This is a genomic window from Pigmentiphaga sp. CHJ604 (assembly GCF_036972535.1).
Lineage (GTDB): Bacteria > Pseudomonadota > Gammaproteobacteria > Burkholderiales > Burkholderiaceae_B > Pigmentiphaga > Pigmentiphaga daeguensis.
This window is the reverse complement of sequence record NZ_CP136998.1, coordinates 2,593,882-2,610,261: the sequence shown is the minus strand read 5'-3', so window position 1 is coordinate 2,610,261 and position 16,380 is coordinate 2,593,882. Positions and strand designations below refer to the sequence as shown.

Annotated in this window: 13 protein-coding genes; 6 read left to right on the top strand and 7 right to left on the bottom strand. The window is 68.8% G+C overall.

The window, feature by feature from the left end:
• Window positions 1-26: 26 nt before the first annotated feature.
• Both pgeF and R4823_RS12560 read right to left on the bottom strand, forming a co-directional pair.
• On the bottom strand, window positions 27-782 hold the full coding sequence (gene pgeF / locus R4823_RS12565) for a peptidoglycan editing factor PgeF (RefSeq protein ID WP_087841132.1): 756 nt from the start codon (window positions 780-782) through the stop codon (window positions 27-29).
• Entirely contained in the window at window positions 779-1,789 is a 1,011-nt protein-coding gene (locus R4823_RS12560; RefSeq protein WP_087841131.1) for an RluA family pseudouridine synthase, read from the bottom strand. Before R4823_RS12560 ends, pgeF begins: the two co-directional genes overlap by 4 nt.
• Before the next feature lie 89 nt (window positions 1,790-1,878).
• Between R4823_RS12560 and R4823_RS12555 the strand changes: the two genes are divergently transcribed.
• A complete protein-coding gene (locus tag R4823_RS12555; RefSeq protein WP_087841130.1) occupies window positions 1,879-2,727 on the top strand; it encodes an outer membrane protein assembly factor BamD in 849 nt (282 codons plus the stop codon).
• A 13-nt stretch (window positions 2,728-2,740) separates the two neighbouring features.
• On the top strand, window positions 2,741-3,373 hold the full coding sequence (locus tag R4823_RS12550; protein ID WP_087841129.1) for a response regulator transcription factor: 633 nt from the start codon (window positions 2,741-2,743) through the stop codon (window positions 3,371-3,373).
• A 14-nt stretch (window positions 3,374-3,387) separates the two neighbouring features.
• Here R4823_RS12550 and R4823_RS12545 read toward each other — a convergent pair whose 3' ends face one another.
• Window positions 3,388-5,133 carry a hybrid sensor histidine kinase/response regulator gene (locus tag R4823_RS12545; RefSeq protein WP_132980741.1) on the bottom strand — a complete coding sequence of 582 codons (1,746 nt, stop codon included), beginning with the start codon at window positions 5,131-5,133 and terminating at the stop codon, window positions 3,388-3,390.
• A gap of 133 nt (window positions 5,134-5,266) precedes the next feature.
• On the opposite strand from R4823_RS12545, the gene R4823_RS12540 reads away from it, so the two are divergent.
• Complete coding sequence (locus tag R4823_RS12540; protein WP_338618848.1) at window positions 5,267-6,928, top strand: hypothetical protein; 1,662 nt, start codon at window positions 5,267-5,269, stop codon at window positions 6,926-6,928.
• Between the two features lie 12 nt (window positions 6,929-6,940).
• A complete protein-coding gene (locus R4823_RS12535) occupies window positions 6,941-8,632 on the top strand; it encodes a hypothetical protein (protein ID WP_338618847.1) in 1,692 nt (563 codons plus the stop codon).
• 44 nt (window positions 8,633-8,676) lie between these two features.
• Here the strand turns inward: R4823_RS12535 and R4823_RS12530 are convergent, their stop codons facing one another.
• From R4823_RS12530 to R4823_RS12520, 3 genes are read right to left on the bottom strand one after another with little or no spacing between them, the layout of a single operon-like run.
• On the bottom strand, window positions 8,677-10,749 hold the full coding sequence (locus tag R4823_RS12530) for an ATP-dependent DNA helicase (protein WP_338619160.1): 2,073 nt from the start codon (window positions 10,747-10,749) through the stop codon (window positions 8,677-8,679).
• A gap of 8 nt (window positions 10,750-10,757) precedes the next feature.
• On the bottom strand, window positions 10,758-10,961 hold the full coding sequence (locus tag R4823_RS12525; protein WP_087841124.1) for a YdcH family protein: 204 nt from the start codon (window positions 10,959-10,961) through the stop codon (window positions 10,758-10,760).
• On the bottom strand, window positions 10,961-11,740 hold the full coding sequence (locus tag R4823_RS12520) for a hypothetical protein (RefSeq protein WP_338618845.1): 780 nt from the start codon (window positions 11,738-11,740) through the stop codon (window positions 10,961-10,963). Before R4823_RS12520 ends, R4823_RS12525 begins: the two co-directional genes overlap by 1 nt.
• A 55-nt stretch (window positions 11,741-11,795) precedes the next feature.
• On the opposite strand from R4823_RS12520, the gene R4823_RS12515 reads away from it, so the two are divergent.
• A complete protein-coding gene (locus tag R4823_RS12515) occupies window positions 11,796-14,162 on the top strand; it encodes a Tex family protein (RefSeq protein ID WP_087841122.1) in 2,367 nt (788 codons plus the stop codon).
• A gap of 65 nt (window positions 14,163-14,227) precedes the next feature.
• Here the strand turns inward: R4823_RS12515 and zapE are convergent, their stop codons facing one another.
• Window positions 14,228-15,322, bottom strand: coding sequence for a cell division protein ZapE (gene zapE / locus R4823_RS12510; protein WP_132980272.1), 1,095 nt, complete (start codon window positions 15,320-15,322; stop codon window positions 14,228-14,230).
• A 168-nt stretch (window positions 15,323-15,490) separates the two neighbouring features.
• Here zapE and R4823_RS12505 point away from each other — a divergent pair, with 168 nt between their 5' ends.
• The gene (locus R4823_RS12505; RefSeq protein ID WP_132980273.1) at window positions 15,491-16,360 is read left to right on the top strand and encodes a Ku protein; all 870 of its coding nucleotides are present in this window, start codon (window positions 15,491-15,493) and stop codon (window positions 16,358-16,360) included.
• The last annotated feature ends 20 nt before the right edge of the window (window positions 16,361-16,380 follow it).

Sequence of the window (16,380 nt, the reverse complement as noted above, 5' to 3'; positions counted from 1 at the left end):
CAAGCGTCGCCCCGAGCGCCTGGCGGTCACGGAACGAGCCAGGCCAGCGTCGCGAAGCGTCCGGTGACGCCCTCCTTGCGGTAGGAGTAGAAGCGGTCGTTGCCGGCCACCGTGCAGAGATTGCTGCGCACGACCGTGGCCACGCCCGCGGCACGCAGCCGCTGCTCGGCCAGGGCCGGCAGGTCGGCCAGCCACTTGGGGGCGCCCGCCGCGTCGTGGCCGCCGGTCGGGACGAAGGCGCCCGCAGGCGGTTCGGCCGCGCGCGCGAAAGCCCCCCGCACCTCGTCTCCGACCTCGAAGGCCAGGGGACCGATGGCCGGCCCTATCCACGCCCTCAGGCCTGCGTCCGGCGGCACGCCCATCGCCGCGACGGCATTCTCGAGCACGCCGCCCGCCAGTCCGCGCCAGCCGGCATGGGCCACGGCCAGGACGCGGGCCTCGGGCGCCGCGATCACGACAGGCAGGCAGTCGGCCGTCATGATGGCCAGCACCCGGCCCTGGACGCGCGTGACGGCGGCATCGGCCGGCGCGGGATCCGCTTCGTGGTCGGCGTCGGCCACCCGCGTGCCATGGACCTGGTCCAGCCACAGCGGATCGGACGGCAACAACGCGCGCAGGCGCGCGCGGTTTGCGGCCACCGCCCCGGGGGCGTCGCCCACGTGCGCGCCCAGGTTGAACGAAGCATACGGCGCCGCGCTGACGCCGCCGGCACGGGTGGTGGCGAAGATGCGCAGCCCGGGCCAGTCCGGGCCTTCCTGCACGAACGGCTGGGCGGCGGTCATGCGTCATCCTCCTCGTCCAGGTAGCCGTCCGCGTCCTCCTCGCCATCCTCCCAGGCGATGATGCGCACGACGGCCTGCATGTCGTCCGGCACCGGCGCATGGAAAACGCGGGGCCCGCCATGGACCGGATCGTCGAACTGCAGCCTGGCCGCGTGCAGCATCTGCCGCGCGGCGGGCGCCACCGCCTTGCCGCCGTACAGCGTGTCGGCCAGGAGCGGATGGCCGATGCTGGCCATGTGCACCCGTATCTGGTGCGTGCGGCCGGTCTCGAGGCGGCATTCGACCTCGGTCACCGGCATGCCGCCGGGCGCCCTGCCCAGGCGCAGGGGTTCGAAATGAGTGATGGCCGGCTTGGCGGCGATAGGCCGCTCCACGCTCATGCGCACCGGCACGCGCGGGTCCCGGCCGATGGGCCGATCGATGGTGCCGCCGCGCCGCACGTGGCCCGACACCAGCGCGAGATAGCGCCGCCCCACCGTGCGGGCCTGCAACTGCCGCACCAGCGAGGTTTGCGCCGTAATGGTGCGTGCCACGACCATCAGCCCCGAGGTATCCTTGTCCAGCCGGTGCACGATGCCGGCGCGCGGCACCTGGGCCAGTTCGGGATAGCGGTGCAGCAGGCCGTTGAGCAGCGTCCCGTGCCAGTTGCCCGCCCCCGGGTGCACGACCAGGCCGACGGGCTTGTCGACCACGATCCAGTCGGCGCTGTCGGCCACCACCGGAAAATCGATGGCTTCCGGCGTGAAGGCCAGCGACTCGGGCGCCGCTTCCTCCCAGACCGTGAGCTGGTCACCCGGCCCGACGACCTGCCGCACGGAGGCCGCCTTGCCGTTGACCAGCACGCCGCCGCGCTCGATCCAGCCCTGCAGGCGGCTGCGGGAATGCTCGGGCAGCAGCTGCGCCAGGACCTTGTCCAGGCGATCGGCCCGGGTGCCCGAAGGCAGGTCCAGCAAGCGCGGCTCGGCTTCCTGGCTTTCGATATCTTGGGACGGCAGCGAAGATGACATGTTTCTGGAGGGCCTGGCCGCGAAGCCCGAATATAATCACGGATAGTCTATTGGTGAGGGACACCACCATGCAGTTGAATTCCCTGGCAATGCAAGCGGCCTGCGGGCATCCGGCCCCGGCCCGGCGGCAGCGCCTCGTCGCGCGGCTGAGCCTGGCCCTGGCCTGCCTGCTGGCCTTTTTCATCCTGGCGGGCTGCGCCAATACCGGCAAGGAACCCGACCCCACGGTGGGCTGGACTGCCGAGAGATTGTACAAGGAGGCCAAGGACGAGATGGATACCGGCAACTGGACCCAGGCTGCCAAGTTGCTGGAGAAACTCGAATCGCGCTATCCCTTCGGCGTCTTCGCCCAGCAGGCGCAGATCGACATCGCCTACGTCTACTGGAAGGATGGCTCCAACGCCCAGGCGCTGGCCGCGATCGACCGCTTCGAGCGCCTGCACCCCAACCACCCCAGCCTGGACTACATGCTCTACCTGAAGGGCTTGATCAACTTCTACCAGGACAGCGCCTTCCTGGCCAGCCTGACGCGCCAGGACCCCAGCGAGCGCGACCCCAAGGGCGCGCGCGAATCGTTCGACGCCTTCAAGGCCCTGGTCGCGCGCTTCCCCGACAGCAAGTACGCGCCCGACGCCCGCCTGCGCCTGAACTATCTCGTCAACTCCATCGCGATGAACGAGGTCCACGTCGCCCGCCTGTATCTCGAGCGCGGCGCCTACGTGGCCGCCGTCAACCGCGCGCAGACCGCGGTGCGCGACTTCCAGGGTGCTCCCGCGGTCGAGGAAGCGCTCTACATCATGGTGCTGGCCTACGACAAGATGGGCATGACCGACCTGCGCGACGACGCCTCGCGCGTGCTGAGCATGAACTATCCCGACAGCAGCTTCGTCAAGAGCGGCTTCCAGAAAGACAGCGGTCCCTGGTGGAAGATCTGGTAGCGGCATCGCTTCCGTGGCCAGCGCCCTGCTGATCGACGATCACGCCATGTTCCGGGAGGGGCTGGCGCTTGCCCTGCGGCAAGCGGCCGGCCCCTCGCTGCATCTGCGCACCGCCGTCGGCGGCGCCGAGGCCCTGGCCTTGCTCAAGGACACCACGGCCGACATCGCGCTGATGGACTACTACCTGCCCGACATCGGCGGCACGGCGCTGGTGCGCCAGCTCCGGCGCGCGGGCGCCGGCCTGCGGGTCATGGTGCTGTCGGCCTCCGAGGACCACGAGGATGCCGAGGCGGCCCTGGCCGCGGGGGCCCACGGCTTCCTGCACAAGTCCGCCGACGTCGGGCAGTTGCTGGATGCCATGCAGCGCGTGCTGGCCGGTCAGGTCGTCCGGCCGCCGGAAAACCTTCCGGCATCGCTGGCCGTCCTGTCCGAGCAGCCCCCCGGCCGCCTGACGCCTCGCCAGACCGAGGTCCTGTGCCTGCTGTGCGAGGGGCTGCGCAACAGTGAAATCGCCGAACGCCTGGCCACGACCGAGAAGACCGTCAAGGCCCACATCTCGGCCATCTTCGCCGCGCTGGGCGTGGTCAACCGCACCCAGGCGGTGCTGGCCGCGCGCCGCGCCGGCCTGTTCGGCAAGCCCAGGTAGACCGGGAATGGGCCCTAGCCCAGCATCCGTACCAGGACCTCCCGCAACTCGGCGGGCTCGACCGGCTTGTGCATCAGCGGCCAGGTGCGCGCCGCCGCTTCCGCCAGCCGCTGCGGATCGGTATCTCCGCTGATCAGCATGGCCGGGATGTTCTCGTCGTTGAACTCTTCGTGCAGCGCGTCGATCACCTCGATTCCCGTCTCGTGGTTGCGCAGCCGGTAGTCGCTGATGATCAGGTCCGGCCGCTCGTTGCGCCGGGCGGCGGCCTGGACGATCTCTTCGCCGCTGCCGCCGGCCACGACCCGGCACCCCCAGGCCTCCAGCAGCAGTTGCAGTCCCTGCCGGTTCTCGATGTCGTCGTCGACCACGAATACCAGCCGGCCCTTCAACGCTCCGGCGGAATGACCGGGCGGCGGCGCCTCCGGCTGGCCGGCATGCTGTTCGGCCATGCGGGGCACGGTAATGGCGAAGACGCTGCCGCGCCCCGGCCGCGAGCGCAGGCCCACGGCATGCCCCAGCAGCTTGGCCGTGCGCCGCACGATGGCCAGCCCCAGGCCCAGCCCCTTGCCCCGGTCGCGCTCGGGATTGTTCAACTGGTGGAACTCCCAGAACACTTTGTCCTGCTCGGCGGCCGGAATGCCCGCCCCGGTGTCCCAGACCTCGATGCGCCAGGCGCCCCGCCTGGGCCGGCACGCCAGCAGCACTCCGCCCCGCTGCGTGTTGCGGATGGCGTTGTCCACCAGGTTGCGCAGGATCCGGTCGAGCAGCGCCAGATCGGTATAGACCACCGCCCGCGTGGGCCGCACGCGCAGGACCAGCGACTTGGCATCGGCCTGGGGCGTGAATTCCAGCAGCAATTGGTCGAACAGCGCCGTCAGCGCGAAAGTCCGCCGGTTGACGCGCACCACGCCCGCATCCAGGCGCGAGATGTTCAGCAGCGCCTCGAACAGCGTTCCCAGCGCGGATGCGGCCCGCCCCACGCTGTCGACCAGGCGCCGGCTCTCGTCGGGCAAGGGCTGCTCCTTCAGCACGCCAATGAACAGGCTGAGCGCGTGAACCGGTTGGCGCAGGTCGTGGCTGGCGGCGGCCAGGAAGCGCGACTTGGCCAGGTCGCTGCGCTCGGCCGCCTCTTTCTCGCGTTGCAGGCTCTCGACCAGGGACAGGTTCTCGAAGCGCAGGCGCAGCGAGTCGATCTGCGTGCGCGACATGCGCTGCGCGAACACCAGGGTGACGGCCAGGTACAGCGCCGCCGCCAGCGCCAGCACCGTATGCATGGTGCCCGGAATGGTCAGGATGGCAATGAAAGGTAGCGAAAAATACGGCACCTGGAAGGCGTAGAGCAGCGGCAGGTCGATGCAATAGGCATAGATCGCACCCGTGCCCAGCGTCAGCAGCGCGACGATCAGGAACATCTGGTGCGGCAGGTCCACGTGCAGCATCCAGTAGGCGAAGGGAATTCCCCACAGCAATCCGGCCACCCCGGTCGTGGCGATGGCGGTCCGGCGCCAGCGCGCCACGCCGCCCGCGTCGCCCGCGCCCCGCCGGTACCTCGACACGCCCCAGGCGCGGACCAGGGTCCAGGCTGCTTGCGCCAGGAACCAGGCCAGCATCTGCCAGGCGGGCACCGCCTCGCGCATTGCCGCCCACACCAGGCCGACCGTCAGCAGCGCCCCGCACAGCGAGAACGGCAGGTTGCGGCGCAGAATCGCCGCCTGTTCGGCCTGGAGCTGCTCGGCAAGGGGCGTGCTGGGTGCGGACATCGGGCTCGTGTTCCAGGAATTGGCACAACGCTATCACGGAGTGGATCGCCAGGCATTGGACCTTGGACCAATGCGCGCGGCAAGACCTTCCGCTACGCTGGCGGCCACGTTTCCCACCCGACAGGTATCGCCCATGCCCCCACGACTCCGCGCCCGGCTCCTGCGCGTGCTGTCGCTGCTATCCATCCTGGCCGTGGCCGCCTGCGGCGGAGGGGAAGAAGCCGCCGGGCCGGCGCCACCTGCGCCCGAGACCGGCCCGCGACTGGCCGTCGATTGCGGCGGGCCGCACTGCGGCGCCATCGACGCCCATCGCTATGCCGGCTCCGGCGTGGGCGTCTGGCAGTACACCAACGATACCGACGACCGCGTGGAAGTGTCCGTCCGGATCGACGGCATACCGGGCAAGGACGTCCATCTTTCCTACGTGAACCACTCGGACACGCGGCAGAAGCTGCCGCCGCTGGAGCTGTTCCTGCGCTCGCCCTACACCGGCACGGCCGCCCTGCTGCGCGCGGCGGCACCCGCTCCGGCCCGGGCGGGTCTTCCGCGGCCCCATGCGCCCTACGACCTGCGCGCCTTGCCCCGCCCGCGTGCGAAGACCGCCTCCGGCCCGGCCCTGGCCCGGATGGCGGCCTCCGCATCCCACCGGGTGGGCGACACCCGGGAATGGTGGGTGAACGATTTTTCCGGCGGTGACAACGCCAGGGCCCCGCGCCCGACCACGCTGCGCCGGCGCTCCAGCCTCGACGGCGCCGATCCCCGGGCGCTGAACATCTGGGTGGAGGACGCGGTCACGGCTGCTGGCGTCATTACCGACGAAGCGCTGGATCAATTGCAGGAGCGTATCCGGTCCACCTACGACCGGATAACGAGGATCGCGGGACCGATCTGGACGGACCCCCCCTACGAGAACATCATCGGCGCCCATGAAGACCTGAACGTGGTGATCGTGGAACCGCTCGAGGTCCTGGGCTATGTCAACTTCACGGACGCCTACGTGCGGCACTACTACCCGGACCTCCCGAACATCCAGCAGTCCAACGAGGCGCTGGCGGTCTACATGCACGCCCGGAGCATTTACGCCCCCGACGACATCTACACCGATGCCATCCAGACTTTCTCGCACGAACTCACCCATCTCATATTCTGGTTCTATCGAGGCATCCTCGCAGGCGATGACGACCAGCTCGACTCCTGGCTGAACGAAACCGTCGCGGAAGCAATGAAGGAGCTGGCCTACCATCCCGACGACGCGGCGCCCTCCGATACCGAGGCGCGGTTCCAGAGCTGGTTGTCCTGGGGACAACGCGGTGGCTTCAATTGCGACCTGCGAGACATGTATCCGATCCCGTTGCCGAACCGGGCCTGCTATGGCTACAGCACGGTCAATGCACTGGCCGCCTTCCTGATGCGCCACTACGGTGCCGATCTACTGGTCTCGTTGCTGCACGACTTCAGTTCGAGCGACTCGTTCGAAATCCTCGACCACTCCCTCCGGCAGGCCGTCGGCGACGGTTTCCCGGCCCTCCTGCGGCGCTTCGGGACCAGCGCGGCGCTGTTTCCCGCGGCGGCATCGCCCCCAGGCTTCGGCTATCCCGCGCGGCACGGGCAGGACGTCTTCCTTATCCCGCTCGATGGCGCGCGCTATGCCGACATCAACACCTTACCCGGCCGCGTGCCGCTCTACCTGGAACCCTACGGCTTCTTTCCGTTCGTACGTCCCCTTGTCCAGGGCAGCTACCGCGAAACGCTGCTGGTTCCCCCACGCTCCAGCCTGAGCCTCGTCATCCGATAGCAAGGAATCGCCATGATCACAGTCTCTTCACGTCCATGCCTTCCCATCAGACGCCTGGCCATCCATGGCGTATGGCTGCTGCTGGCCGCCTGCGGCGGAGACGGCGCCGTGGCGCCGGATACGCCCGAACCGCCTGCTCCGGCCGAGGCGCAACTGACGGTCGATTGCAGCGGACCTCATTGCGGCGCGGTCGATGCCCATCGCTACCTGGGTTCGGGCGTCGGCATCTGGCAATACACCAATACGACCGACGATCGGCAGACAGTGGCGATCGACATCTCGGGCCTGGCAGGCAAGGACGTGCAGCTGATCATCACCAACCACGGGGATACGCCGCAGCGCCTGCCCGCGCTGGAGCTGTATCTGCGTTCGCCCTATCCGCTCGCTGCGCCCGCCGCCAGGCTGGCGTTCCCGGCCGGCGCGGACGCGGCGGATGCCGCAAGTCCGCGCCGCCCGCGGCACCCCGACCTGCCGCCGATGCAGGCCGATCCGATGCAGAGGCTGAAGAGCCGCAAACCCTCGCCCGCGCACAGAATCGTGGGGCCGAGCCGCACCGCCCACGCGCCCCGGCTCGGGGACGTGCGCACCTGGCGGGTATCCGGCTACGGGATGGGCACGGAAAAAGACGCGTTCCGCCGGTCGACCCTGGTCCGCCAGACCGTGGCCCGCGACGGGCGCGGCATCCATGTATGGATCGACGCGGAGACCCAGGCAGCCGGCAGTGTCACGGATGCAATGCTCGACGGCTTCATCCGCGACGTCGCCCAAAGAGAGGACGCGGTCTACGACAGGACCGTGGCACTCGTCGGTCCGCCCTGGGGCCCGTATCCGGAAGGCGAATTGCCGGCCATCCCTCCCGACGCGGACCTGCACGTCGCCTTCATCCGCGACATGATGGCGGCCGGAATGGTGCATTGGAACGACGTCGGGCTGAACGATCCAGCCGGCCCTCCCGAGGACAATCTCAGCAACGAAGCGCTGGTCCTCTTCATGTCAGACGACAACTTCTACAACCCCGTCCTGGACGAACTGGCCTCCTTCGCCCATGAGCTGACTCACCTTTCCACACGCTACCTGCAGGTCATCTCCAAGGAGCCAGGCCAGGAGTACTTCCATCAATCCTGGTTCATCGAACTGATCGCGCTGATGGCCGAGGATGCCCTTTACCTTCCCGGCCTGAACCGCCACCATGAAAACCGTGATTTCTTCGTCCGCTACTGGCTGCGCGACCAGAACTTCAACTGCGACATCCTGTCGATCGCCATCCTGGACTGGGGCGCCTGCGACAGCTACAACATCAACTCGACCATAGGCGCCTACCTGCTGCGTCATTACGGCATGGACTTCTATCGAAGGTTGCTGAACGAGACCGGCGCGCCGGACTCCTGGCGCATCCTGGACAAGGTCATCCGCGACGTGGGCGGCCCGGGCATCCAGACGACGATGCGCCGCATCGGCACGACCAGCGCACTGTTGCCGGCGGCATCGCCGCCGAACTTCGGCCTGGGGGCGAGAAGCGACTCCGGCTACGACCTCGTGCCGATGGACGGTGCGCTGTACGCGGACTACGGGCTGCCAACGAGCGTACCGATGTATCTGCAGCCGCGAGGATTCTTCCCGTTCGTGCGGCCGGCTGTGCGGGACGTCTACGAGGAGGTCATCACCGTGCCGCCCCGGACCAGCGTGTCGGTGGTGATTCGCTAGGGCCTGCTGGCCCTGGCCGGTGCGGGGTTCCGGCAGCGCACCGCTCAGGCCGCTGGCGACAGCGTCTCGGCGCGCTCGGCGTAGAACGCCTCGACGTCCGCCACGTTGCGGGTACGCGTGAACGGCGGCAGGCCGCGCCACAACAGCTTGCCGTAGGGCTTCTCGACCAGCCGGCGGTCGGCCACCATCAGCACGCCCCAGTCGGTTTCAGTGCGGATCAGCCGTCCCGCGCCCTGCTTGAGCGCGATGGCGGCCTCGGGCAACTGGTATTCGAAGAAGGGATTGCCGCCCCGTTCGCGGCAGGCGCGGATGCGGGCATCCAGCACCGGATCGTCCGGCGGCGCGAACGGCAGCTTGTCGATGGCCACCAGGGTCAGCGCGTCGCCCGGCACGTCTATGCCTTCCCAGAAACTCGCGCTGCCCACCAGGACCGCGTGCGCGCTGGTCCGGAAGCGCTCCAGCAGTTCCCGGCGGGAACGGTCGCCCTGCCTGAACAGAGGCCATTCCCAGCCACGTTCGCGGAAGGCTTCCTGCAGCAGCTCGGCCACCTTGTCCACCGCCCGCAGCGTCGTGCACAGCACCAGCGCCGAACCGCGGCTGGCCGCCAGCACGGGCAGCAAGGCCTCGACGAAGCCTTCGGTGAAGCGCGGATCCTGCGGCGCGGGAATGCCATGCGGCACGAACAGTCGGCCATTGGTCCCGTAGTCGAACGGCGACTCCCAACGGCCGGTCGTGGCTTCGTACAGGCCGAGCTGGCGCGTGAAATGCGAGAAATCCTCCCGCACCGACAAGGTGGCCGAGGTAAGGATCCAGGCCTGCCCCGCCGGCCGGTACTGCGAAAACGCCTGTGCGACGGACAAGGGCGCGGTATGCAGGCGGATGTGGCTGGTGCCGGTTTCCACCCAGCGCACCCAGCCGTCGTCTGCCCGTTGCGGGGGCTGCTCGGTTGGTTGGTCGGCAACGGATTCCGGCCAGGCGGATTCGGCCGGTTTGCCGGTCTGCCCGGCATGGGCCGGCGGCACGCCGTGGGCCTCGGTCCAGCGCGCCAGCCGCGCGATCAGGTCGGGACCGCGCTTGGCCACCATGTCCAGATCGGGGTGGCGCTCACCCACGGCCATCAGGATGCGGCCCAGGGTGTGGACCGCATCGATCACCTGTTGCACCGCCTTGCCGAAGTCCTGGGGATTGGGCAGCGTGTCGAAGGTGCTGCGCTGGCCCGGCATTTTCTCGACCGCCGCGCACGACAGCCGCAGCTCGCGGGTGGCTTGCTCGACGGCCTGTCCCAGCACCGGCCAGTCCGCGCTTTCGCGCGCATGCGACAGGCCGGCGACCGTGGCGTCGCGCGCGAAGTCCAGCAGCTGGTGCGACGACACCGACTCGCCCAGGAAGCGCGTGGCGGCGGCCGGCAACTGGTGGGCCTCGTCGAACACCACCGTATCGGCGGCCGGCAGCAGATCGGTGATGCCTTCGTCCTTGAGCGCGAGGTCGGCCAGGAACAACACATGGTTCACCACCACCACGTCGGCCTCGATGGCGCGCTTGCGGGCCTGCATGACGAAGCACTCGCGAAAGGCCGGACAGTCCGATCCCAGGCAATTGTCGCGGGTGGACGTCACCTTGTGCCAGATGTCCGCGTTCTCGGGCACCTCGGCCAGTTCGGCCTTGTCGCCGCTGCGGGTGTGCTTGGCGAACACCTCGATCTTGCGCAGCTGGGCGACCTCCGCCCGCGAAGCCAGGCGGCCGTCGCCCGCGGTGCGCTCGAGATGGTAGTGGCACAGGTAGTTGGACCGCCCCTTCAGCAGCGCGATGACGACGGGCAGCCCCAGCGCGTCCCGCACGGCCGGCAGGTCGCGGGCGAACAACTGGTCCTGCAGCGTCTTGGTGCCGGTCGAGACCAGCACCTTGCCGCCGTGCATCAGCACCGGCACGAGATAGGCGAAGGTCTTGCCGGTCCCGGTGCCGGCCTCGGCCACGAGCGTGCCGCGATCGCCGATGGCCCGCGCGATGGCCTGAGCCAGCTCGATCTGCTGGATCCGCGGCCGGTAGCCCTTGAGCTTGCGCGCCAGGGGGCCGTCGGCCGCGAACACGGCGGCCACGTCGGCGCCGATGTCCATGATCGAAGCGGTCATGCAGGAATGTCCGGTATGAGCTGCATCTGCAGGGCCACGATGTGGTCCTTGAGCTGGAGCTTGCGCTTCTTCATGCGCTTCAGGCGCAGTTCGTCCACCGCGGCGTCGAGGGCCAGCCTCTCGATCGCGGCGTCGAGGTCGCGGTGCTCGAGCTGCAGCTCGACGATGCGCGCGGTCAGCGCCTGGATCCTGTCGTCCATCACGGCTTCCCGGCAGGCGCCGGCGCGCCCTCTTCCTGCTGCTGCGCCTTCAGGCGCCCGGCCTCTTCCTCGCGCTCGGCCCGGCGCCGGGCACGCTTGGCCTCGGCTTCCTGCCGATCGCGGGCCTGCTTCTCGGCGTACTCGCGCGCCTCCGCCTGCTTGCGTTCGAATTCGGCCCGGTTGCGGGCGCGAACGGCAGGATCGTCCACGTCGCGCGGCAGACGCGGCGCCGGCGCGGCGGCGGGGGCCGACGGGCGCGGCGGGGGGGCCGGCTCGGCCTTGGGCGGCGGGCGGCTGGCCGCTTCCTCGGCCTTGCGGGCGGCGCGGTCGGCGGTCTTGGCGTCGCGCTCGGCATTGTCGCGGTCGCGCTTCTCGTGCCGCTCGCGGGCTTCTTCGCGCCGGATATAGAGCTCGGCTGCGCGCCGCTCCCCGTCGGCGCGCGTCACGCCCGCATTGCGCTCGAGCCTGGCCTTCTCGGCACAGCTGTTGGCGAAGAACTTGTGCATGCACTCGGCCGCGTCGATGTCGTACTGCCGCTTGATGCGGTCGGACTCGGCCTTGGCGGCGTCGGCGGCCGCCTGGGCCGCCTCCTTCGAGGCGTAGGTCTGCGCGGGGGCGGGCTGCCCGTCCCCCTCGGCCGCCCATGCGGGCGCCGCGCAGACGGCCACGGCCACGACCGTGGGCAGCAGCCAGCGCGCCAGCCGGGCGGCCCAGCCGCCCGTGGCGGGCAGGCGGTCGACACATTGCGTAACGCCCGGGCAGAAAGCAATTAAGGACATATTCTCAGACTGTGGCAAAATCCGCGGCTTCATTTTCCAAGGTAGGACGGACTCGATGGCTATGGTCACCGACCGGGGCGAGGCACTCGACACCCAGGCCCAATCCCGCATTATCGCCCAGCTTGCCGAAGAACTCGGCGCACGCCCGGCACAGGTCTCGGCCGCGGTGGAACTCCTGGATGACGGCGCGACCGTGCCGTTCATCGCCCGCTACCGGAAGGAAGTGACCGGCGGCCTGGACGACACCGTCCTGCGCAACCTGGAAATACGGCTGGAATACCTGCGCGACATGGAAAGTCGCCGCGCGGCCATCCTGGCCTCGATCGAGCAGCAGGGCAAGCTGACGCCCGAGCTCAAGGACGCGCTGACCACCGCCGACACCAAGCAGCGCCTGGAAGACCTTTACGCACCGTACAAGCCCAAGCGCCGGACCCGCGCCCAGATCGCCCGTGAAGCCGGCCTCGAGCCCCTGGCCGACGCCATTCTCGCCGATCCGGCCATCGATCCGCAAACCGCCGCCGCGGACTACGTCAACGCCGAGGCCGGCGTGGCCGACGTCAAGGCCGCCCTGGACGGCGCCCGCGACATCCTGACCGAGCGCTTCTCCGAAAACGCCGAGGTGCTGGAGAACCTGCGCGGCTACCTGTGGAATACCGGCCTGGTCTATTCCAAGGTGGCCGAAGGCAAGGAAGCCGAAGGCGCCAATTTCCGCGACTGGTTCGATTTCAGCGAGCCGCTGCGCACCCTGCCCTCGCACCGCGTGCTGGCCATGCTGCGCGGCCGCCAGCAGGGCGTGCTGGAACTGCGCCTGGGCCTGGAGCCCGAACTGGAAGAACAGCTTCCCCACCCCTGCGTGGCGCGCGTCGCCAAGCTGGTCGGCCTGGACGGCGTCTTCGGGCTGGACGTCAGCCCGCGCCAGAAATGGCTGGGCGAGGTTTGCCGCTGGACCTGGCGCGTGAAGCTGCTGCCCTCGTTCGAGACCGAGAACCTGGCCCGCCTGCGCGAAGAAGCGGAAACCGAGGCCATTCGCGTCTTCGCCCTGAACCTGAAAGACCTGCTGCTGGCGGCGCCCGCCGGCCCGAAAGCCGTGCTCGGCCTGGACCCCGGCATCCGCACCGGCGTCAAGGTCGCGGCCATCGACCGCACCGGCAAGCTGCTGGAAACCGCGACGGTCTACCCGCACGAACCCCGCCGCGACTGGGACGGCTCGATCGAGGCCCTGGCCCGCATCGCCCGCCGCCACCAGATCGAGCTCATCGCCATCGGCAACGGCACCGCCTCGCGCGAGACCGAGAAGCTGGCCGCCGACCTGATGAAGCGCTACCCGGACCTGAACCTGACCCGCATCGTCGTCTCCGAGGCCGGGGCTTCCGTCTATTCGGCCTCGGAACTGGCCGCCGCCGAGTTCCCCGAGCTCGACGTCAGCCTGCGCGGCGCCGTCTCCATCGCCCGCCGCCTGCAGGATCCGCTGGCCGAACTGGTCAAGATCGACCCCAAATCCATCGGCGTCGGCCAGTACCAGCACGACGTCAACCAGCGCGAACTGGCGCGCATGCTCGACAGCGTGGTGGAAGACTGCGTGAACGCCGTGGGCGTGGACGTGAACACCGCCTCGGTGCCGCTGCTGACCCGCGTCTCGGGCCTGAACGCCGCACTGGCCAAGAACATCGTTTCCTGGCGCGACCAGAACGGCGCCTTTCCCTCGCGCGCCAAGCTCATGGACGTGCCGCGCTTCGGCGACAAAGCCTTCGAACAGGCCGCCGGCTTCCTGCGCGTGGCCAACGGCGACAATCCGCTGGACTGCTCGTCCGTCCACCCGGAAGCCTATCCCGTGGTCGAACGCATCCTGGCCAAGCTCCAGACCGACATCCGCCAGGTCATCGGCAACCGCGCCGCGCTCAAGGGCGTCTCGCCCGCCCAGTTCACCGATGAACGCTTCGGCCTGCCCACCGTCCAGGACATCTTCAGCGAACTCGAGAAGCCCGGCCGCGATCCCCGCCCCGAGTTCAAGACCGCCACCTTCCAGGACGGCGTCGAGACGCTGAACGACCTGCGCCAGGGCATGATCCTGGAAGGCGTGGTCACCAACGTCGCCAACTTCGGCGCCTTCGTCGACATCGGCGTCCACCAGGACGGCCTGGTCCACATCTCGGCGCTGTCCGAGAAATTCGTCAAGGACCCGCGCGACGTGGTGCGCGTGGGCCAGACGGTGAAGGTCAAGGTGCAGGAAGTCGACCTGCAGCGCCAGCGCATCGCGCTGACCATGCGCCTGAACGACGACTCGGTCCCCGCGCGCCGCGGCGACGGCGGCAGCGCCGGTGCCGGACGCCCGGGCGGCGGCCGCGGGCGCGATCGCGGCATGAGCGCCCCGCCTCCGGGGGAAAGCGCGATGGCAGCGGCGTTCGCGAAGCTGAAGCGCTGATTACCCGGCCCCCGAAAGGGGGCCACGCCCACTCCGGCGGGGCCGGGATACGGCCACCTCGAGAACTACAAGACCACCGTCTCCCGCCGCTCGGCATCCAGGTATTCCCGGGACTGCATCTCCAGTATCCGCGACACCGTCCGGTGGAACTCGTTGGCCAGCGCGCCTTCGGTATAAAGCTCCTCGGGTTCGCAGGCCGCCGACATGATCAGCTTGACCTTGTGGTCGTAGAACACGTCCACCAGCCAGGTGAAGCGCCTTGCTTCCGAGGCCTGCCTGGGCCCCATGCTGGGCACGTCCGACAGGATCACCGCGTGGAAACGGCTGGCCAGCTCCAGATAATCGTTCTGCGACCGGGGTCCGCCGCACAAGGTTGCGAAGTCGAACCACACCACCGTCCCGCTCAGCTTGCGGGCCTTGATCTGCCGGTTCTCGACCGACAGCACCGGCGGTTCGATGGGCGGCGTGTCGGCCAGCGCGGCGAAGGCCTTCTCCAGCGCCTGGTCGGCTTCCGGACCCAGCGGGCTATGGTAGATCTCGACCTGCTCGAGCGCCCGCCGGCGGTAGTCGACGCCGGAATCGACGTTCATCACGTCCATCTTTTCCTGGATCAGCGCGATGGCCGGCAGGATGCGGTCGCGGTGCAGGCCTTCCGGATACAGGGTCGAGGGCTCGTAGTTGGACGTCATCACGAACGAGGTCCCGTTGGCGAACAGCGCCAGCAGCAGCCGGTACAGGATCATGGCATCGGCCACGTCCGAGACGTGGAACTCGTCGAAGCAGATCAGCCGGTAGCGACGCGAGATGCGGCGCGCCACCTCGTCCAGCGGGTCGGCCATGCCCTTGACCTCGTCCAGCTCCCGGTGCACGCCACGCATGAACTCGTGGAAATGCAGCCGCGTCTTGCGCTGCACCGGCACCGTGGCGTAGAAGGCGTCCATCAGGAAGCTCTTGCCCCGGCCCACGCCGCCCCACATGTAGACGCCGCGCGGCACGCCCGGGCGGTTCAACAGGCGCTTCAGGGCATTGGAACGCAGCGACTTGAACTCGACCCAGTCATCGTAGTAGCGCTGCAGGCGCTCGATGGCGGCACGCTGGGCCGCATCCGGGGTGAACCCGCGCTCGGCCAGGGCTTGCTCGTAGTATTCGCGGACGTTCATTACGGTCGGGCAAAAGACGAAAGTATACGTCCAGCAAGCGGCCGCCCCTCCCGCGTGCCCTGGCCCGCGATAACACTCTGCTACCAGTTCGCCAGGATTTTCACCGCCTCTGGCCCCAGCCTCGGATATGCTGGACGTGACGATTCCGCTACACAAGGGGGAACGGCCATGGCCACCACGGCACGCACACTCTGGAAAGGCGCCATCAGCTTCGGTCTGGTCCACATTCCGGTGGCGCTGTACACCGCCACCCAGGAAAGCGAACTGGATTTCGACTGGCTGGACAAGCGCAGCATGGACCCGGTGGGCTACAAGCGCATCAACAAGCGCACCGGCCGCGAAATCACGCGCGAGAACATCGTCAAGGGCATCGCCTACGAAGATGGCCGCTACGTCGTGCTGTCCGACGACGAGATCCGCGCCGCCTATCCCGAATCCACGCAGACGATAGAGATCGAGACCTTCGTGGCGGCCGACTCCATCCCCTTCATCTATCTCGAACGGCCTTACTACCTGGCCCCCCTGGGCAAGGGCGCCAAGGTCTACGCCCTGCTGCGCGAGGCCCTGTTCAAGACCGGGCGGATAGGCGTGGCACGCGTGGTGATCCAGACCAAGCAGCACCTGGCGGCGCTGATTCCCGCCGGGCCCGGCCTGGTCCTGAACCTGCTGCGCTGGGGCGACGAGATCCGCTCGTGGGAGAACCTGGACCTGCCCGAGGAAGGCAGCCATGCCGAGGGCATCTCGGCGCGCGAGATGAAGATGGCCGTCCAGCTGATCGAGGACATGGCGGGCGAATGGGATCCGCAGCAGTTCCACGACGAGTTCAAGGAGAAGATCCTGCAACTGGTGCAGACCAAGATCGAAGCGGAGGAAACCCAGGCCGTCCATCCCATCGAATCCCTGGAGGAAGCCCGGCCCACGGCCGACATCGTGGACCTGACGGAACTGCTCAAGCGCAGCCTGGAAAAACACAAGGGCAGCGGTGGCTCCAGCGGCAAGGGGCATGCCCGAGGCGGCAAGACCCGGCGCAGCGCCTGACCGCGGCCACCGGAGCCTCG